Source organism: Enterococcus ureasiticus, from assembly GCF_001730285.1.
Classification (GTDB): domain Bacteria; phylum Bacillota; class Bacilli; order Lactobacillales; family Enterococcaceae; genus Enterococcus_L; species Enterococcus_L ureasiticus.
In genome coordinates this window covers 290,679-313,539 of the sequence record NZ_MIJZ01000012.1, presented here as the reverse complement: position 1 = coordinate 313,539, position 22,861 = coordinate 290,679, and the positions used below count along the sequence as shown (strand labels likewise).

Genomic DNA, 22,861 nt, shown 5'->3' with positions numbered 1-22,861 from the left:
GTCAAGTTTGTTTTTCTTATTATTAATATTTAATTATTTTAAAAGAAATAAATTTGACATTTAGTTGAATTTTAAATAAACTTTGAATTAATCGACCTGAATATTCATGTGATTTTATTCACTGGTAAGCGCGTAAACGAAAATATCATATTTGGGAAGTTTAATATAACAAGATGGAGTGAGTAGAGAGTTGGATAATGTATTAATCAATAAATTAGAAGCAAGCGAGTATGAAAAAGTTATTCATAAGTTTAATTCAAATAAAAATACCGTGCATGATGAAGTGGATGTAGTTACATGGTTTGAAAATGAAGTTGAAAAACATCCACAAAGAATAGCAGTTGGTATCAGTGGTGAGATGTTGACGTATGAAGAACTAGATAGAAGAGCAAATTATGTTGCAAAAATATTGGTAGAAGAAGGGATTGAAAAAGAAGATATAGTAGGAATTATTTTAAATCGTTCCATCGAATTAATTATAGCAATCTTAGGAATATTAAAAACTGGGGCTGCATTTTTATCTATAGATTCTGAAAATCCTGAAGAACGAATCAACTATATAATCAAAGATAGCCACGCGAAACAAATAATTACGAATAGAAATACAAGAAAAAAATGGGAAAAATCATTAAATAAAAACATTATTTCACCAGATTTCACCAGCAAGAGTATCAAAAATTCAAATATTTCATATTCCCCGAACCAATTAGCCTATGTTATTTATACTTCTGGAACAACAGGTAATCCCAAAGGCGTTATGATCGAACATAAAGGATTAGTAAATTTTATCAAATGGAAACTTGGAACAGCAAAATTTGACGAAAAAAGTGTCATGCTTCAAAAAGCGACTAGTTCTTTTGATGCAGCAGTTGGCGAGATTTTTCTAGGATTATTAGGTGGTGCCAAACTACAATTATTGACGGATCAAGAAAATAACAACTTTAGCATGCTGCTTGATGTTATCAAAATAAATCAAGTAACCCATATGGTCATGATCCCAACGGTGCTCTCTGTCTTTTTGGATTATGTTGTTGAAGTGGGTAAAGCCTCCTATTTAGCATGTTTAAACACACTCTATATTGCTGGTGAAAAATTAGAAGAATCTCTAGTTAAAAAGATTTGTAAATTGACCTCCTTAACACAAGAACATATTTATAATCTATACGGTCCAACAGAAGCTTCGATTGGCGCAACTTATTTTCATCTTAGTGAATTAAAAGATCAGTCAACCGTTTCAATTGGCAAAGGGATTGACAATGTTGCTATCTATATAATGAACGAGAATCAGTTGTGTGGTGTTAATGAAGCAGGCGAGCTTTGTATTGGCGGAGTTGGTGTTGCTAGAGGATACTTGAATCGTCCAGAGTTGACTGAAGAAAAATTTGTGGATAACTATTTTGGCCTACCAGGTAAAATATACAGAACAGGTGACTTAGCAAAATGGCAGGAAAATGGAAATTTAGAATATTTGGGTCGAATCGATGAGCAAGTCAAAATCAATGGATTACGAATAGAATTAAGTGAAATTAAAAATACCTTAGCTAGTTATTCCTTAATTGATGATGCCGCAATTATTGTGACTGAAAAAAATCAAATCATTGCTTATTTTGTTTCCAAAGAAAATTATCAAGAAAGACAATTACAAGAATTTTTAGAGGAAAAATTACCGCAATACATGGTTCCAAAAAGGTTCATAAAAATTGCCGCTTTACCTGTAAATAACAATGGAAAATTAGATAGAAGTAAATTACCTGTTATTGAAGACGTGGCAATTGTTGCTTCAAAAGCAATTGAAATACCTAAAACCGAAAAAGAACGCGTGCTTATTTCTGTTTTTTCTACAGTGTTGAATAATTCAGCTATTGGGTGCAATCATAATTTTTTTGAAATTGGTGGCGATTCAATCAAAGCAATCAGAATTGTATCAAAACTAAGAGAGATCGGCTATAACTTAAGTGTTCCAACAATTATGGTAGAAAAAAATCTTAGCAATATTGCAGCGCGCATGCTATTGATCGAACCAGATTCAATAGAGCAAAACGAGCAAATTGTTGTTGGTGAAAGTCCGTTATCCCCCATTCAGAAATACTTCTTCGACAGCAAACTTCCAGCATTAGAACATTTCAATCAGACCTTTTTATTAGAGTTTAAGAACCTAAGTATTGATTATTTAAAGCAAGCATTACAAGCTGTCTGCAACCATCATGATTTGTTAAGAGCTGTTTATGTAAATGAAAAACAAATCATCAAAGAACAAAATGGACCAGAGTTATTTGAGCTGATTTCATTTGATTTAATGGGTGAGAAAATGGCCTCTGTTTTTGAAAAAATGAAGAGTCTAAGCAACAAAATCCAAGCAACATTAAGCTTAGCGGAAGGACCATTGATAAAAGCAGTCGTATTTCATACTTTGGAAACGGACTATATTGTGTTGATCGTTCATCATTTAATGGTAGACGGTATTTCTTGGCGGATTTTAGTGGAAGATATCAATACGGTATACAAGCAATGTCTGGGAGAAAAAGCAATTGAATTGCCAATGAAAACAGCATCCTTTTCTAGATGGTGTGAGACCTTAGAAGAGTTTAGTACATCTGAAATGCTAGAAAAAGAGCGTCCTTACTGGAATAAAGTCAGCAAACTAGCTCATCAGGCGAATACCACGCTATGTGCACCACAAGTTGATCAAGGCACTGGTTTTGATGAAATCATGCTATCTAAAAAATTGACTGAAAATCTTATTCTCTATTCCAATCAAGCCTATAATACAGAGATCAATGATCTATTGGTGACAGCCTTATTCAGAACAATTAACAAATTGACGGCAACAGATACAATCAGTGTTCGGATGGAAGGACATGGTCGTGAGCCGATACATAAATCCATTCACATCGATCGAACGATCGGTTGGTTTACTACGATTTATCCAGTTATTTGTACTGGAATTGGGGATACCTTACAACACGATATAAAAAAAGTGAAGGAAAACTTACGTCGTATTCCTAATCATGGATTAGGTTATAGTGTTTTGAATTGTTATGATGAACGGTTTGAAGGTGTTCAGACAGAGATAACCTTTAACTATCTAGGTGACTTTGAACAAGAATCTTCAGACTATGAGATTAAAATAAATGAAGTAGAATATGGCTATCAAATTGCGGATAATAATCATTTTGGCACACCGATTTCCATTGATGGTTTTTTAAATAATGGAAACATTTCCTTTGTTTTTATTTATGATAAATCACAATGTAATCAAACTATGATTAAAGAGCTTAAAACTTTGTTTGAAGAAGAGCTAGAAATGGTTGTAGAGCATTGTTTGGAGAAAGAATCAATAGAAAAGACTGCTTCAGATTATGGTGAAATAGATTGGAATGAAGCGGAATTTAGACAGGTGGAAACACACTTTTCTGAGCATAAAGCTCAAATCGAAAAAATCTATCCGCTAACGCCACTTCAAGAGGGCCTATTATTCCATGAACAGGAAAAAGTGTCCTCAAGTGCCTACATTGTTCAGACTATTTATGGATTAGGAGCTGTCAAAGTAGCAGAATTTAAGCAAGCACTTGATTTATTAGTGCAAAAACATAGTGCGTTAAGAACCAATATTATCTATAGAGACGTCAGTATTCCAAGGCAAGTTATTCGTCAACAGGCTGTTTGTGCTATTGAAACAATTGATTTAACAGAGATTCCAGACAAAGATAGTGCAATGCAAAAAATCGAACAAGAGAATATTCAAAGAGGATTTGATCTTGAAGCAGACTTCTTGTTTCACATCAAATTAATCAAAGTAGCAACAAACGACTACAAGATGCTGATGAGTTTCCACCACATTATTTTGGATGGCTGGTGTAATGCAATTTTACTGAGCGATCTTCGTGCGTTTTATCAACAGTTAATTACTGGACAATCATATGAAACAATCAAACAAACAATTAATCCAGATTATGCGCATGCTGATTATGTAAGGTATTTAGCTAAAAGGAATACGAGAGATGCCAAGGAATATTGGCATACATTATTAGAAGACTACACGACCATTGCAAGTGTTTTACCAACAGCCGTAGAAGCGGTCGAATCAGCTCAAAACCAAATTAAACAAGTATTAGATAAGCAAACATGTGAGAAAATCCGTATATTGGCAAAATCGCTTAATGCTACAGTTAATACTATTTTTGAATCAGCGTGGGGGCTTCTTTTACAAAGCTATACAAATACTGAAGATGTTGTTTTTGGTCAAGTTGTGTCAGGCAGAAATAGTCCAATTGCCAATATTGAAGAAAAGGTCGGACTTTTTATCAATACGATACCCGTTAGAGTACAGAATGAAAAAGACGCTGATTTTACTACGGTCGTAACGAATTTGCAAACCCAATTAAACCAGAGTGGATCGTATGATTTATATCCATTAAGTGAAGTTCAAAATGAACATGAACTGGGAAATAAATTAGTTCAGACGATTGTCGCTTTTGAAAACTACGAAGAAGATGCACTAGTTGATTCAGAAGCACCTAAGTTTTTACTAGAAAGTATAAGAGAAGAAACTAATTATGATCTAACGCTTTCCATACAAAATGGGGAAAACTTTACCGTAAACCTTTTATTTGATCCATCCCTTTATTCAGTACAAGGCGTAGAGTATATTTTGACTCATTTTTGTCAACTACTGAAATCAGTCACGGACGCACCTAAACAATCAATTTCAACGATCGACTTTCTGACAGAGCACGAACTGGAAATGATTGAGATCGGTTTTAATCAAACAACGACGGATCATCCTGATAATTCTTCGATTGCCGCGGTATTCAATGAACTTTTACCAAGCTACACAAAACAAGTAGCAGTAGCTTCTGAGGAGCAAATTTTAACCTATGAGCAATTGGATCGACTTTCAACAAATTTGGCTTATAAATTGAGAAATCTCGGGATTGTTAAAGGCGATATAGTCGCTGTGGTTGCGGATCGAAAAGTAGAAACAGTCGTGCTCTTTTTAGGAATTTTGAAAGCTGGCGCTGCGTATTTACCAATCGATGGTGACAGTCCGCTAGAAAGAATCAAGTTCATCCTCAATGATGCAAAATGTAAAATTTTGTGTGATTTTAATCAGCAGTTAAAAGATAGTCAGTCCTTAGAAAATTGTATTGTTATTACGAATAACGCATTTGAAGAAAGTCAGACAAGTGAGGAATTACCTTCTCTTTTAGGTGAGGATCTAGCTTATGTTATCTATACTTCTGGCACAACGGGTGTACCAAAAGGGGTTATGATCACCCATAAAAATGTTCTTCGCTTGGTTAAAAATACGAATTATGCCGATTTTAAAGAGATTCATATATTGCAAACGGGTTCCTTAACTTTTGATGCCTGCACATTTGAAATCTGGGGTGCTTTATTAAACGGAGGAGAGTTATTTATGACGACTTCTACTGTTTTACTGGACCCAGAATTACTAGAAGAAGTGATTGTAGCTCAAAAAATAAATACTTTATTTATGACGACGGCCTTATTTGTAAATATTGTTGAAATGCATCCTAAAGCCTTTCATTCGTTAAAACGAATTTTAGTTGGTGGTGAGAAAATCGTTTCAGCACCAATCAAACGATTTAAAGAATACAATCCAACTGTCAGTATTTGCAATATCTATGGACCAACGGAAAACACGACTTTCTCTTTATTCGAAGACTTAGATTATGAAATTGAAACGATTGTGCCTATTGGAAAACCAATCTCAAATACAACGGCTTATGTTATGAAAAATGAGCAATTGTGCGGTATAGGAATTCCTGGAGAATTGTATTTAGGTGGAGCTGGGTTAGCATCAGGTTATCTAAATCTCAAAGATATTACAGCTGAGAAGTTCATTATATCCGCTTCAAATCAGCGCTTATACAAAACAGGAGATCTTGTTCGATGGTTGGAAAATGGTTCGATCGATTATCTTGGTCGTGTAGATGATCAAGTGAAAATCAGAGGATTTAGGATTGAATTGGAAGGGATCACTACAATCATTAAACAACTTCCATATGTGAGTAACGCAATGTCGCTTATTTTTGAAGAAAATGGACAAAAAGATATTTGTTCCTATGTCCAACTAGAAAACTGGGTAGACCTTGAAACAATCCGCCATGAATTGATGGTGAAATTGCCTCACTACATGGTGCCAAAAGTAATCATGAATGTGGACAAATTTAAGCTTAATAAAAATGGGAAAATCGATAAAGCTTCCTTGCCTAAACCCGAGATGCCGGAGACGATTACGTTTATAGCACCTAGAAATGAAGCTGAAGTACTTGTCAGTACAACCTTTGCTGAAATTTTGAACAGACAACAAGTCAGTGCGCATGATGATTTCTTTGCATTAGGTGGGCATTCGCTAAAAGTAATGCAGTTATCTAGTCAGTTAGCTGCCAAAACAGGAATTAAATTATCTTTAGAAGAAATAATGACAGGCCGGACAGTGGAAAAAATTGCACTGGCTCTTCAAAAAGGAGAAGCTTACCAGCCGATCGAGCAAGGCACAAGCTTAGCTGTAAGTCCGGCTCAAAACCGCATACTTTTGGTAGAAGAAACAATGGCAAATAGTACGACTTACAATATTCCAGTGGTGTTGACGATTGAAGGTGAATTCTCGGCTGGGCAACTGAAAGATGCGTTGCAGAAATTAAGTGAAAAACATGAAATTTTAAGAACAACTTTTGACTTTAAAGAAGGAACTTATTTTCAAAAAATTGCTGAGCAAGTAATGATTCCAATTACGACTTCAGCAACTGAAAAAGCAAGAGTAAATCAAGCTATTTTTGATTTTATTCAGCCATTTGATATGACAAAAGGTCCGCTACTCAGGGCTCATGTATTCACTATTTCACCGAATGAGCATATTTTTGTTGTCGATATTCACCATGCTATTTTTGATGGAGAATCAATCCCAGCTTTTGTTGCTGAATTAGCAGCGCTATATAACGGTGAGGAAACAAAAGAAGCCTCTATTCAATACAAAGACTACAGCTCTTGGAAAAATCAATTAGATTTACAAAAACAAGAAACATTCTGGTTGGATAAATTAACGCCAGCAGAATTAAATACGGAGTTTCCAACTGATTTTATTAGAGGATCAGAAGCGAGTTTTTCAGGTGAAAGTTTTTCTATAGAGTTACCAGAACATTTAAATATAAAAATTCAAGAATTTGGGAAGAAAAATGGGGTAACAAGTTATATCTTTTATGCTGCGATCTTCAATTTATTGCTTTCAAGATATACAAGAAAAGAAGAAATTATTACAGGAACGGTTATTTCAGGCCGAAATCATCCAGATCTAGAACAAATGCTGGGAATGTTTGTGAACACGGTCGCTTTAAAACAAGAAGTGGAAGCCAACGTAAAATTTACTCATTACGTAAAACAAGTTCAATCTAATTTCTTTGAAATGTTCAACAATCAAGATTATCCATTTGAAACATTAGTAGAGAAATTAGCAATCAAATCCAGTCAAACGCGCAATCCAATTTTTGATGTGATGTTTTCTTATGAAAATTTAACAGATGAATGTTACCTATTAGGCAACGCTGTAATGAGTTATTATGAACTGCCCAATAATACGGCAAAATTTGATTTAACGTTAACGATCAAAGAGCATCCTGAAAAAATTTCAATCAATTGGGATTATAATGTCGAATTATTTAAAGAAGAAACACTGAAAAAAACGTCCGAACATTTTATTACACTGATTACCAATGTACTTGAACAGCCAGAAAGTATATTAGCTGAACTTTCGATGATTAGCGAAATAGAAAAAGAACAACTTTGCTATACATTCAATACCCAAGAAAAAATACCTTTACAACACGATACGATTGTTTCGTGGTTTGAAGAAAATGTGCAGAAATACCCAGATCGAATTGCTGTAAGTATTGAAAATGATGAAGTGACTTATACGGAATTAAATCAAATGGCCAATGCTATTGCTAAAAAATTAGAAGTATCAGGGGTCAAAAAAAATGATGTAGTAGGGCTATTATTCACTCGTTCGATTGAATTTGTAGCAGCGATCTATGGTGTTTTAAAGGCAGGAGCGGCTTATCTGCCAATCGATGTTGCACTTCCATTAAAGAGAATCGATTACATTTTGGAAAACAGTCATACAAAAGTGATTCTAACGAATGCATCGTCAAATAGATTGAATGTCAAAGCGATTGCAGTATCATCAGACGAAAGAATAGATGAAAACCCGCCACTGGATAATGCAGCAGATGATTGCGCCTATATTATTTACACTTCCGGAAGTACAGGTCATCCAAAAGGAGTCAAAATCAAACACAATAGTTTGGTCAACTTGATCGAATGGCAAAAAGAGCAGAGCAAAATTACCAGTGACAGTGTTGTTTTACAAAAAGCAACTTGTTCTTTTGATGCCTCTGTTTGGGAGATTTTTCTAGCAACATTATCTGGAGTCAAGCTTCAATTACTTACAGAAGATGAAAATCAGGATTATGCAAAATTGCTGCAAGTGATTCAAGAACAACAAGTCACCCACACATTGATCGTTCCAACTGTTTTTGATTCTATTTTAGATTATATGAAGGTTGAAAATGTTCCCTGTGCTTTGGAGGGATTGGAAAAAATTTATCTAGGTGCCGAAGCTTTGACAACACAACTTTTAGAAAAATACGTGGAAGTTACCGGAAATAAAAAGAATTTAACCAAAATCACAAATCTATATGGACCAACCGAAACAACTGTTTGTGCCACATTTTATGAAGTTAATGTGGAGGATCTAAATACAAGAGTGGCGATTGGCCAACCTGTTCGAAATACGCAAGTTTATATTATGAATGAGGGTAAATTATGTGGAATCGATGTCGTGGGAGAAATTTGTGTCGGCGGAATCGGTGTATTCAAAGAATATCTAGGTTCAGAAAGTCTAACGAAGGAAAAATTGATTCAAAGCGAAATCAATGCAGGGCAATATTTATATCGAACAGGTGACCTTGGAAAAGTAGATGAGAACGGCCAGATTCATTATCTTGGGCGAATCGATAAACAAGTCAAAATTCGTGGTTTTAGAATTGAAACCGAAGAAATCGAAAAAGAACTTCTGAAATCATCAGGGATATTGAGTGCGGCAGTGATTGTCAATGAAAATCTTGGTAGCCCACGATTGTGCGCTTATATAGTCAGTAATTCTACCTTGGATATTCCCACAATTTCAGCTGAATTAAAAGAAGTTTTTCCAGACTATATGGTCCCTAGTTTTATCAAGCAAATCGATGAACTACCCAAAAATCATAATGGCAAATTAGATGAAAAAGTCTTGCAAGAAATGCCGATGGAATTCAATACAACGATCGTTCCACCGAAAACGAAAGATGAAGTGAAATTATTACCACTGTTTAAAGATGTACTGAATATTGAAAATGTTGGTGTAACGGATAGTTTCTTTGAACTTGGCGGCCACTCAATCAAGGCGGTTGAATTATCTCGACGCATCGAAAAAGAATTTGCTGTGCGGGTATCGCTAAAAGATATCATGAAAGAACAAGATGTGGAAAATATCGCTAAAATCATTAAGACAAAAAATAAAAAAGTCTTCAAACCGTTACTAAAAGCTGCAGAGGAGTGTTTAGATGAGTAAAAAGTATTTAATGAGTTCAAACCAAAAAAGGATTTATACGCTTGAACAAACGCAAGAATCAAGTGTCACGTATAATATGCCGATTATTTTGAAGGTTGAAAATGTACTAGATGAGGCTCGTTTGAACCGAGCATTTAATCAATTATGCGCGCGGCATGAAGCGTTTCGGACTAGTTTTTCGATTGAAAAGGATAAATTTGTGCAACAAATCCATCCAGCAAAGAACGTTCAGATCGAGAATCTTGAAGGACAGACCTCGGAAGAAATGGTTGATAAATTTGTCCGACCGTTTGACTTAAGTCAGGCGCCTTTGATGAGAATGGGGGTAGGCAAAGATCAAGAAGGCCTCACGTTATTGATTATGGATGTACACCATATCATCTCGGATGGTGTATCGATGGGCATTTTACTAGAAGAATTCAGCGCACTTTATGATGATAAAGATTTAGAACCAGTAGAGCTACACTATAAAGATTTTTCAGCTTGGCAAAATAGTTTGGATTTAGAGGAGCAAGAAGAATTTTGGCAAGAAGAATTTAGTGAACTGATTCCGGAAACAGCACTCCCTGTCGATTTTAAAACACAGGATAGCCAATATTTTGAAGGAAATCATGTAGAAATGAAAATCAGTGCCTCGACCAAAAGAAAAATTAAAGAGCTTAACAAACAAAAACAAACGACTAGTTTTATGGTCTATTTAACGGCCTTGATGATTTTTCTAACCAAGTTAAATCGTCAAGAACGTGTCGTAATTGGAACAGTTGCTGAAGGTAGAAATCATCCTTCAGCACAAGAGATGATTGGGATGTTTGTTAATACTTTACCGATCATAGGGACAATTGATTCACAAAAAAGTTTTAATGAAATTTTAGAGGATGTAAAAAATAAGAGTTTAGATGTTTTTGAAAACCAAGATTATCCTTATGAAAAAATTGTAGAACTAGCGCCGAAAAATTCTATTTTTGATGTGATGTTTTCTTATGAAGTAGGGTATGATGAGACGATTTATTTGGGTGGACAACTTGCTAAAGTAGAACAAGTTCAATTAGAGGTAGCAAAGTTTGATCTAACAGTCACATTGATTGAACATGCTGCCGATTATACGATCAATTGGGAATACAATTCAAGTCTTTTTAAAGAGGAGACGATTCAACGATTGGCCGAATATTTTGAAGTGTTGCTGGATAATTTACTCGCAACTCCAGATGGGGCAGTTTCTGAGCTTCAGTATTTGAACCAAGCGCAGATCACACAAATAAAAGAAGAGTTCAATCAACCGAATGAACGACTGAATCAAGAAGCGTTTGTTTCTCCGATTCAACGTTTTGAAGAACAAGTATTAAAAAATCCCAATCAAGTGGCCGTTAATTACCTACAAGAAAAAGTAACATACAGACAATTGAATGAACGAGCCAACGCTGTAGCACTACAGCTAAATCAGAAAAATGTGGGGAAAAACGACGTTGTGGCATTGATTGTTGAGCAATCTTTGGAGTTGATTATTGGTATTTTAGGGATTTTAAAGACAGGAGCGGCCTATCTACCTATTGCACCAACAACACCGACTGAGCGAATCAATTACATGATAAAAGATAGCCAAGCAAAAGCAGTTCTTTGCTCAGCAAAAACAGAAGCACTTATTTCCGAAGAACTCATTTGTACGGCTACGATTTTTCAGGCGGAAAATAATCAAAAAGAATCTGTTGTGCGAGAGTTGATCGAAGGAACTGATCTTGCTTATATTATTTATACTTCTGGCAGTACAGGCAATCCCAAAGGCGTGATGATTGAAAATCATTCTTTGATGAATTTAATAGAATGGCAAAAAAATGAAGGCAATGTCACAGAAAATAGTACTATTTTACAAAAAGCCATCTATACTTTTGATGCGTCTGTTTGGGAAATATTCTTAGCATTACTTTCTGGCGCATCACTTCAGATGTTAGCCCCCAAAGAGCATGATGATTTTGGTAAGTTATTAGATGTGTTTGAAAAGAATCATGTGACTCACTTCTTGTTGGTCCCAACATTTCTAGAGGCATTATTGAATTATACGAAAGAAAACAAACGGGAAAAAGCGTTTGAGTCAATTGAAGCTGTCTATGTGGGCGCTGAAAAGGTGACGAATCATTTGCTCAATCAATTTGTTGAGAGTACTGGAAAAAAACTATCGATCATTCGTAATTTATATGGCCCGACAGAAGGTACAGTCTGTGCTACGTATTATCGATATCCTGATCAGTTAGATAGCCAAGATACCTTGATTGGCTATCCAATTCAACAGGTTCAAGTTTATGTTATGAATGACCAGATCTACTGCGGTGTTGGGATTCCAGGAGAATTATGCATCGGTGGTTTAGGTGTTGCTAGGGGCTATTTAAATCAGCCTGATCTAACGGCTAAACAATTCGTGTCATTAGATGGACAAACTATATACAAAACAGGTGACTTAGGCAAGTTTAGAGAAGATGGTTCAATCGATTATCTTGGCAGAATCGATAACCAAGTCAAAATCCGTGGATTTCGTGTAGAGCTATCTGAAATCAGTCAAACACTTTTACAAATACCCGCTGTAATGTTAGCCGCTGTAACGATTAAAAAGCAAAATGGAACAGATCATCTTTGTGCCTATGTGGTAGCAGACCCTTCAGTTACAGAGAAGGAGCTAAACGTATATTTAAAACGAAAACTGCCAGACTACATGGTCCCAACTTATTTTAGTTTCTTAGACCAATTACCGATTACGGCCAATGGTAAACTAGATGAAAAGCAGCTTCCTATGCCTAATATATCTAAAGGAAATATCTTTTTGGAACCAACAACTGAAAAAGAAGAGCAGGTCGCATTTGTATTCAAAGAAATTTTACAGTTAGAGCAAGTCAATCTTTTAGATAGTTTTTATGAACTAGGCGGAGATTCGATCAAAGCGATACGTATCGTTTCCAAAGCAAGGGAAATCGGCTATCAACTAACGGTAAAAGAGATCATGCAAGCTAGAACGATCAAGGAAATCACACAAAAAACGAATGTTATCACACAGAAAATGGATCAAGAAATGGTAACAGGCCCAGTACCTTATAGTCCGGTGCAGCAATTCTTTTTTTCAAGCTATTTAAATAAACCAGAACATTTTAATCAGTCATTGATTTTAGAAACAAACACATCAATTGACGAGATACTTTTGAAAAAAGCCTTAGATGAACTTACCAGCCATCATGATATGCTAAGAATGCGCGTCGATCAAAGTGAACAAACAATTTTTGAGTGGGAAAAAGAAGCGGATTTTGAGTTTCATTCTTTCTACTTAGATGAAGAGGACATAGATATAACCCAAGAAATTCAAACGATTGGTGCGCCATTTCAGTCAATGTTTCGCTTTGATCAGTCACCGTTGGTTAGAGTGTTAGTCTTTCATTCTAAACGCACATCTTATCTTTGGATCCAAATGCATCACTTGATCGTAGATGCTGTTTCGTGGCAAATTTTTATTGAAGATTTAAATCGTAGTTATGAAACTTTGATTAATGGACAAACGGTTCAGCTTCCTCAAAAAACGATTTCCTACAAAGCGTGGAGCGAAGGCTTGAAAGAATTGACCGAACGCTATGAAATCAGAAAAGACGAAGCCTATTGGCAAGAGATCAATCAGAAAATAGAAAATACAACGTTATTTGATCAAACAATTCCAACAACCCAAAGTCACACGTTTACCTTTGAATTAGGGAAAGAAGAAACCAAGCAATTGCGTTTTGAGGCTAATCAGGCATTTTTCACAGAAATCAGTGATTTATTGTTAACAGCTTTAGCGAAGGCGTTAGGAAATACCTTTGATAAAACGAGCATTTCCTTTACTTTGGAAGGACATGGACGTGAATTATTTGAATCACTTGGTTCAGTAGATCGAACGATTGGCTGGTTCACTTCAATGTACCCATTAAGAGTCACGCTAGAAGAAACGCTGCCTGAAATGATTAAAAAGGTGAAAGAATCTATTAGAAAAATTCCAAATAAAGGAATGAGTTATGGATTATTAGCATTGTACGCAGATACGATCACAACTAAAAAAACAGATGTAGTATTTAATTTTCTAGGAGAACTGGGCGATTCCAAAGAAGAATCACAGCAGTTTACAATCAGTACGATCGCAAATATAAATGATAGTGCGAAAGAAAATACGATAGGTAATCCATTATCGGTAAATTGCTATATTCAAAATGAACGATTGATTATGGATTTAGTCTATGTGACGCCGATTCTTACAACTGAAGAAATCCTTGCTATAAGCAGCCGTTACCAAAAAGAATTGTCAGCGATCATTGACTATTGCACAACGGTCAATGAACCGCAAAAAACAGCATCTGATTTGGGTGAGCTTTCATGGGAACAAGATGAATTTGATTTGGCTGAGCGAAAAGCTGCTGATCTTTTAACCGGAGAAATTCAAAGGATCATTCCACTGACTTCGATGCAAGAAGGATTGCTCTATCATAAACTATTAGACGAAGCTTCGACGAGTTATGTGATCCAATGTTCTTATGAAGTAAATACGCAAATGGATCAAAAGCTGTTAGAGAAAAGCTTGAAACATCTTGCTGAAAAACATCCTGCGTTAAAAACGAATATCTTATACAAAGAAATCAAAGAACCTAGACAAGTGATTTTTTCTGAGCGCACATTAGAAAGCACCAGGCACGATTTTTCAAAAGAAGCCGATGCTAACGGACAGCTAGCTCAATACAAAATTGCGGATGTAAAAAGAGGATTCGATTTAGAAAAAGAAGCATTATTTAGAGTTTCACTTATAGAAATGCCCGAAGGTCAACGGCTTATTTTTACCTTTCATCACATTATTATGGACGGTTGGTGTTTATCGATTGTTTTAAATGACTGGATGAAGATTTACACTATGCTAGAAAATGATGGAGAATCAGCTGTTTTTGCTCAAATAGAAACAGATACACTTTATGAAGACTATGCAAGAATCGTTGCAGATTTAGACAAAGAAGCAAGTTTGACTTATTGGGAAAATCTATTGGAAGAATATGAAACACAAGCTAGTTTTACCGGAATGTATCCTAAGAATGATCAAAAAGCCGAAGTTAAAACCATCTTTGAATCCATTTCAAAAGAAGAGACACAGGTGATCCAAGCCTTTGCTAAGGAAAACAAGGTCACGATGAATACGGTCGTAGAAGCTATTTGGGGTCTTGTGTTACAAAGGTACAACCATACAAATGATGTTGTTTTTGGGAAAATGGTTTCCGGTAGAAACTTGCCTTTGAGAGGGATCGAACATGCAGTCGGGCTGTTTATCAATGCAATACCAGTTAGAGTTAAAAACGAAGAAAAAGAGTCATTTGTAACATTAGTGCAAGAAATTCAAAATCAATCGATTGAAAGTGAGGAACATACGTATTGTTCATTATCTGAAATTCAAAATAGAAGCCTACTCGGAAAAGATCTGATTCACACACTGATCGTATTTGAAAATTATGCTGTGCAAGAAGCCGATGAATCACTTGCTTTGCTAGGGGAAATGGAAGATTATCGTGAACAAACCAGCTATCCGATTTCTCTAAGTGTAAGTTCCTCAGATGAGCTGAGTTTCAAATTGATGTTTGATGAGCGCTTATATACAACGGTCGAAGCGGATCTTATTTTGTCTCGGATCATTTGTGGTTTAAAAGAATTAGCAGCAGATCAATCATTGACATGCAGCGACTTTTCTTTAGTAAATGGGGAAGAACAACAGCTGGTAATAAATGCATTCAATCCAGAAAAACAAGAAAATAATCGCTATCCAACGATACTAGCGGTTTTAAAAGTACAAGCTCAGAAACAGCCAAACAAAGTAGCAGTTGTTTTTGAACAGGAGCAGTTAACGTATGCTCAATTAGAAGAAAAATCAACAATTCTAGCAAAACGCCTACTTGCTTTGGGTGCGGGGGAAACAGAATTTATCGGGTTATATTGTGACCGAACAATCGAAATGCTTGTGGGAATTTATGGAATCATGAAAGCCGGATCTGCGTATATTCCGTTATCGCCAACCTTACCGGAAGAAAGAATCGCTTATATTTTAAAAGATAGTGGGATTGAATTTGTATTGAATGGTCAAGTGGATTTAGGGACGTTGATGGAAGCTACTGTGATCGATTATACAGTCGCAGATTTACAAGCGGATGAATTAGTTCAAACGGATTTACCGGAGCTTAAAGCAGAAGACAAGGCCTATGTGATCTATACTTCTGGAACAACGGGTAAGCCTAAAGGTGTGGTTGTCAGACATGCTTCTTTGATGAATTTTGTTCATTGGCAAAAAAATTATTTTGATCTTGATTCCGAACAGACAGTCCTGCAGCAATTTTCATTTATTTTTGATGGCTCACTCCTCGAACTATTTGCTATCTGTCTGGCTGGTGGAACACTTGAAATAATTTCAGATGAAATTAAAAATGATCCAGATTGTTTCTTGAAAAAGCTAAATCAAAAAATCTTGATCACAGTGCCGTCTATTTTCAAAATGTTAGTGGAATTTGCACAAGAAAATGGACGTCAAAATGAACTCAATCAATTAAGCAAGGTCGCATTTGGAGGGGAAGCTGTGACGACGGCTTTAGTTGAGAAGTTTTATCAAGTAATGACTATAGGTGAAACACCTCTTTACAATTTATATGGACCAACCGAAGCTACGGTCTGTGCAACGGCTTATCAAGCGGAAAATCAACTCTATAAATCTGTTCCGATTGGTAGTGCAGTTGCCAATTCTAAGCTATTTGTCTTCCAGCAAGAAAAATTATGTGGAATTGGGATGGTAGGTGAGTTGTGTATCAGCGGCGATAACTTGGCATTGGAGTATTTAAACAATCCTGAGACAACCGCAGAAAAATTTGTTCAAAATCCATTTAACCCGACAGAGCGGATGTATCGGACGGGTGATTTAGTGAAATGGCAGGAAGATGGTGAACTTCAATATGTAGGAAGAATCGATGAGCAAGTAAAAATTCGTGGATTTAGAATTGAATTAGGGGAAATCGAAAATCAACTAAGCCAAATTCCTGCCGTTAGAGATGCTTGTGTGATCACACGAACAATCAACAATGAAGTGACCTTGTGCGCCTATCTTGTAACAAATGAAGAATTGACTGCGGCCAAAGTAAAAGCGCAATTGAAAAAAATAATACCAGACTATATGATTCCAGCCTATATAACGATTATTGACAAGCTACCTGTTACAAAATCAGGAAAAATAGACAAACGGAATTTACCTGAACCAGAGCAGAATCAACGTGATACTTATGAGGCGCCAAGAAATGAATTGGAAGCCATGATTTGTGGTTTATTTGAAGAGATATTAAAAATTAAACAAGTGGGGATCGATGATGATTTCTTTGAACTAGGCGGTCATTCATTAAAAGCAGTTCAGTTGGCAAATGGTATTTCAAAATTCTCAGGGGTAAAAGTTCCATTAAGTGATATCCTTCAAGAAAAGAATGCTAGGAGTTTAGCAGAAAAAGTCAAAGAATCAATAGCAGAAGGTTCGTTAGTGCTTGATAGTATTGAAATTGTGGATGATGAGGAGTTGTAAAGATGAGTAAAAAGTATTTAATGAGTTCTGCTCAAAAAAGAATTTATACGATTGAGCAGGTACAAGGAAATAGCATCACATACAATATCCCGATTGCTTTTCAATTATCTCAGTCGATTGATGTAGAAAAACTAACAATAGCATTGAATGAAATGATCAAACGTCATCAAGTATTAAGAACCTATTTTGAAATGATCGACGGTAAATTTGGCCAAATCGTGGAAGAGGAGTATCATTTCAAAATTGAAATGAGAACCGATTCAATACAACCTCTTTCTAAGATCATGGATGAATTTGTTCGACCTTTTTCCATCGATCTATTGCCTTTATTACGAGTGTGTTATTGCACACTCGTAACAGGTGAATGCTATCTAATAGTTGATGTCCATCATATTATTATGGATGGTGGTTCAATGGGGATTTTTTTAGAAGAATTAAGTCAGCTATACAATAATGAACAGTTACAACCCGTGAAGTTACAATATAAAGATTACAGTGCTTGGCATAGAAAAAAAGATAAAGGAGCAAGTAAACAATTTTGGTTAGATGAATTTGCAAACGGACTACCAGAATTTGAATTGTTCTACGATTATCCACGTCCTAAAGAACGCGAATATCGTGGTGAGACAATCAGTACTTGCTTATCTGTCGAGCAAACCAAGCAATTAAACCAATTGACTGAAAAAACGAGTACAACAAACTATATGGTTTTTATTGCTTGTTTTATAATCTTCTTATCGAAATATTCAGGTAGTGAAGAAGTTGTGATTGGTACTACGATGTCTGGTCGAAATCATCCAGATATTCAAAACTTATTAGGGATGTTTGTGAATACAGTTCCAATCAACGATACTATACAACCAGAAGAAAACTTTATTACGTATTTGGATAGAATGAAGCATAAGCTGATCAGGATTTTTGATCACCAAGATTATCCATTAGATGAGATCATTGAGGATTTGAACGCACCTGTTTGCGAAAATAAAAACCCTATTTTTGATATTTTATTTAACTATCAAAGCAACGGAAAACTAGATGTAGCGTTAGGCGATAGTCAATTAACCGAGGTACCAAGGGATTCTCATGTGGCAAAATTTGATTTGATATTTAACCTAGGGACAGTAGAAAATCAGATAGAACTAGTTTGGGAATACGATGTAAACTTGATGAAAAAATCAACTGTTGAACGAATGCAGCAGCATTTTGTCACGATGATGGATGCTATTTTGGCGGATACAACCAAACCGATTGGCGCGCTTTCTTGTTTAGAGCAAGAAGAAGTAGACAAAATCATGACTCAATTTAACAGGTTGGAATGTGAATTAAAAAAAGAGGCTACAGTCATCAACTATTTCAAAGAACAAGTAGAGAAATCGCCTCAAAGTATTGCCATAGTAGGAGTAAATCAAACTCTGACCTATGCTGAATTAGATCATGAATCAACGAAGATCGCTTCTTTGATTCAAGCAAGAAAAGCGGAATCAGAGATTGTTGCTATCATTGCTGCGAGAGAAATTCAAACGATCACAGCCTATTTAGGTATTTTAAAAGCAGGTTATGCGTATCTGCCATTAGATCCTAAAAGTCCAAAAAAGAGGAACAAGGAAATCGTGGAAAAAAGCCAAGCAGCACTATTGATTGATTTTACTGTAGCTCAACAAGATGATGATTTTTCTATAGCCCAAGTAACATCAGCTGATCTGAAGTCTGTAGATGATCTGCCTCACTATCAGCCCACCGTACTATCAAAAGACTCGTTAGCCTATGTGATTTATACATCTGGTACGACAGGGGAACCCAAAGGAACGATGATCGAGCATAAAAGTATTATCCGCTTAGTCAAAGAGCCTGATTATGTCCAACTTGATCAACCGAATATTTTACAAACAGGCTCGCTAACCTTTGATGCAAGTACCTTTGAAATCTGGGGAGCATTATTGAATGGTGGAACCTTGTATTTATCGGAAATCGAAAATTTAGTTGATCCTGACAAATTAAAAGAAATGATTGAAACAAATCAGATCGATGTAATGTGGTTGACGTCTTCGTTGTTTAACCAATTAGTTTCCTTGAATGATCAGATTTTTTCAGCACTAAGCTATCTACTTATCGGTGGTGAAAAGCTATCAAATTATCACGTTTCTAAATTTAAGCAAGCCAATCAAAACACGCATTTAGTGAATGGATATGGTCCAACTGAATGTACAACGTTTGCTTTGACTTACGAAATCACTGACTCATTTATGCAAGTGATCCCAATCGGTAAGCCGATCAATTACACTCAAGCCTTAATTTTTTCAGAAGATTCACTTTGTGGAATCGGAATGCTAGGAGAATTATATTTAGGTGGTGTTGGACTTGCACGAGGGTATTTAGGCCAAGCAGAACTAACAAATGCAAAATTCGTAGAAAATCCTTTTAAACGTGGTGAAAAACTATACAAAACTGGAGATTTGGTTCGCTGGAATGAAGACGGACAAGTTGAATTTTTAGGTCGAATCGATCAACAAGTAAAAATTCGTGGTTTTAGAATAGAGCTTAAAGAAATTGAAGTACATTTATTGAGTATTTCTGAAATCAAAGAAGCTGCTGTACAAGTGGTTGAAAGTAAAACGTCAGCTGAAAAGCAACTCATTGCCTATGTATGTTCCACAAATGACCTATCGAGTAAACAGATCAAAGAACAGTTAAGAGAGCAACTGCCAGAATACATGATTCCAAAAGAGATTATTCTTTTAGATTCGTTACCGATTACTAAAAATGGAAAATTAGCAGTCGATCAACTACCTGAATATAAGGATAATCTGAATAAAGAAGAAAAAGAACGACCGGAAACACAAGTCCAAACGAATATTTTAGCAATTTTTAAGGAAATTATTAATCTAGATGAGATTGGGATAAATGAAGATTTCTATGATTTAGGTGGCGATTCAATCAAAGCTATTCGCATTGTATCAAAACTGAAAGAACAAGGTTATTCCTTAACGATCAATGATATTCTTCAATATCGCACGATCAAGGAACTAAGTCAAAATCTTAAACAAAATAAAAAAATAGCTCTCGACCAAAGCGAAGTGACAGGAGCGGTTCTTTTTACGCCGATTCAAAAAAAATTCATTGATGAACAATTAGCTGAGCCAAATCACTTTAATCAATCGATCATGCTAGAATTTTCGACAGAGCAATTAAATAAAGCAAAAATAACAAAAGCATTACAAGCAATAATGAGCCATCATGATATGTTAAGAGCAGAATATAGTGGCGGGCAATCAATAAAAACGATAGATACGGTAGCCTCTTTTACCGTAGATCATTACGACTTTGAACAAGAAAGTCAGCCAATCGACTGGTTTGATCAAACAACAGAAATCTATCGAACCGTACAAAAATTGAGCAATAGCGCTCAGGCAAATCTTTCGTTAGCAAATGGCCAAGTTTTTAAAGCAGTTATATATCAATTTAAGGAACGGAGTTTGTTGTTGTTGATTGCGCACCATTTAGTTGTGGATACAATTTCTTGGAAGATCATTTTAGAAGACCTTGAAGCAGCATATAAAAAACTTATGAAGAACCAGCAAATCAAATTGCCTTTAAAAACAATGGCCTATCAAAAATGGAGTCAAGAATTAGCGGATTATAGTAAGAGCGCAGCGCTAGCAAAAGAACTATCATTTTGGCAAGAAACAGCAGCGATTGTTGAGAAGAGTCAGTTGCAAGATCACGTAAGCGCTGAAAGAAATAATCGCTCAATGATCCTTTCCACTCAGTTGGGTGTAGAAAAAACAAGTGAACTTTTAACACAGAAAAATCGTTTCAATCATTTCTATGTCAATGAAATCTTGATTACGGCTTTAACCAGAACACTTGCTAATGTTACTGGAAATTCAGCTGTTTCATTATTGATGGAAGGACATGGAAGAGAACAATTGACAGAAGAAATTGAAATCGATCGGACAGTAGGTTGGTTTACGATTACTTATCCAGTTGCTTTTTCATTAGGAAATTCTAGTTTAGAAGCTGATATTTTAGAAGTCAGCCGTTCATTGAATGAAGTTCCTAAAAATGGCATCGGCTATGGACTGGCTAAGACTATACGACCAGAAATTTCTAAAAATGAACCAATGGTGACGTTCAATTATTCAGGTGAGTTTAATGAGTCACAACAATCAGAGCAGTTATTTACGATGAGCCCAGCACCGCAAGGCGATGAAGTTAGTCCTAACAATCAATTTGGAACACCGATTGCAGTCAATTTAGTGATTGTAAACAAGAATTTGAATAGTAATATCGTTTATGATAATCGTCTCTTTTCAGAAGAATTTATCAAAAAAGTAAGCGAACGATTTTTAGTAGAAATTGACCAAATAGTACGCTTTTTACAAAGTGAACCGCCGCAAACGACAGTTGAAGCCGATTTGTTTATTCCACTCAGTTGGCAGGACTGTCCGGTTAAGCAAACAATCCAACCTTCAGCAATGCAAAGAATGTTTTTAGACACCTTGGAAGAGACCATGGTCTATGCGCCATTTGAACTGCACACAACGGATCAAGAACGAATAGAGAAGGCTATAAAACAAGTAGTTGAAGAACAAGCAATGTTGCGAACAAGTTATAGCTATCAGGGAAATCAGTATGTTTTGCATGAGCACCAATTGAATGAGACCCTTACTATTCCGTTCGTTGATTTAAGTACCAGATCTGAAGAGGAAAGGTTCCTTTTCCAACAAGAAATAAAAGGCAAAATGGCTGCAGGATTTAAAAATGGAAAATCAAATAATCTGTATCACATGCTGCTTACCAAAATAAATAAACAAACAACGATTTTACATCTGCTGATTTCTCATAGTATTTGGGATAAGTATAGTGAAGGGATCTTTTATGATCACATAAAAGAGTACATCATGAACCCAGTAAAAAATCCCAAAGTCGTAATCGACTATACTCTGCTTCAATCTAATAACAAAGAGAAGGCAGATTTGAAAGAACTTGAGGAACATCTTTCACTATTTAAGAAAAGCAAAGAGTATCTGTATGCTAACCAAGAGCCAGAAGAACAATTTTCCATTAGTTTTTCTACACTAAATTTAGGTGAAAAGACAAAAAACTATTATGCTGAAAATCATTGGGCATTTATTTTGTATTTAGCTCAAATAGTCATTCGGAAAAATCAGAAAATCGATAATTTTAAAGCAGTCCCAGTCTATGTAGTGCACGAAAATAGAAAGTACTTACCAGCTGATTTTGCGCAATTGATTGGACCATTTATCGATCTATGGCCTATGTTACTTGATCAGTCAAACAGCAGTATACAAGAGCAAATGCAGCAATTACAGCAATTAAAGCTAGAGAATCAAATCAGCTTGATCGATGAGTTAAGTAAAATCGATAGTCGTTATACAAGTAAAGAAATTTATTCAATCAATAATCAAACGTCTTTTGAATTGACGACGGAGACTTTTGCGATGACCAAAAAACAAGTGGAAAAAATGACTCATATTGACGGATTCGAGATCGTGATCAACAAGTATTTAGATCAATTAGTACTGATTTATCCAGAAAATATCAGCCAGAAAAATCAATTGGATAAGCTCCTGCAAAAAGCTTGCGATCAATTTGAACTGGAATTACGTTAGAGAATG

The 22,861-nt window shown here is 35.7% G+C and carries 3 protein-coding genes; all 3 read left to right on the top strand.

The window, feature by feature from the left end; translation table 11 throughout:
* The first annotated feature begins 190 nt into the window (after nucleotides 1–190).
* The 3 genes from BCR21_RS07405 to BCR21_RS07395 are packed head-to-tail and all read left to right on the top strand — an operon-like array spanning nucleotide 191 to nucleotide 22,855.
* Nucleotides 191–9,634: a non-ribosomal peptide synthetase gene (locus BCR21_RS07405; protein WP_069645847.1), complete on the top strand. Its 9,444-nt coding sequence runs from the start codon at nucleotides 191–193 to the stop codon at nucleotides 9,632–9,634.
* The gene (locus BCR21_RS07400; RefSeq protein WP_069645846.1) at nucleotides 9,627–17,222 is read left to right on the top strand and encodes a non-ribosomal peptide synthetase; all 7,596 of its coding nucleotides are present in this window, start codon (nucleotides 9,627–9,629) and stop codon (nucleotides 17,220–17,222) included. Before BCR21_RS07405 ends, BCR21_RS07400 begins: the two co-directional genes overlap by 8 nt.
* 2 nt (nucleotides 17,223–17,224) lie before the next feature.
* A complete protein-coding gene (locus BCR21_RS07395) occupies nucleotides 17,225–22,855 on the top strand; it encodes a non-ribosomal peptide synthetase (RefSeq protein ID WP_069645845.1) in 5,631 nt (1,876 codons plus the stop codon).
* Nucleotides 22,856–22,861 lie beyond the last annotated feature (6 nt).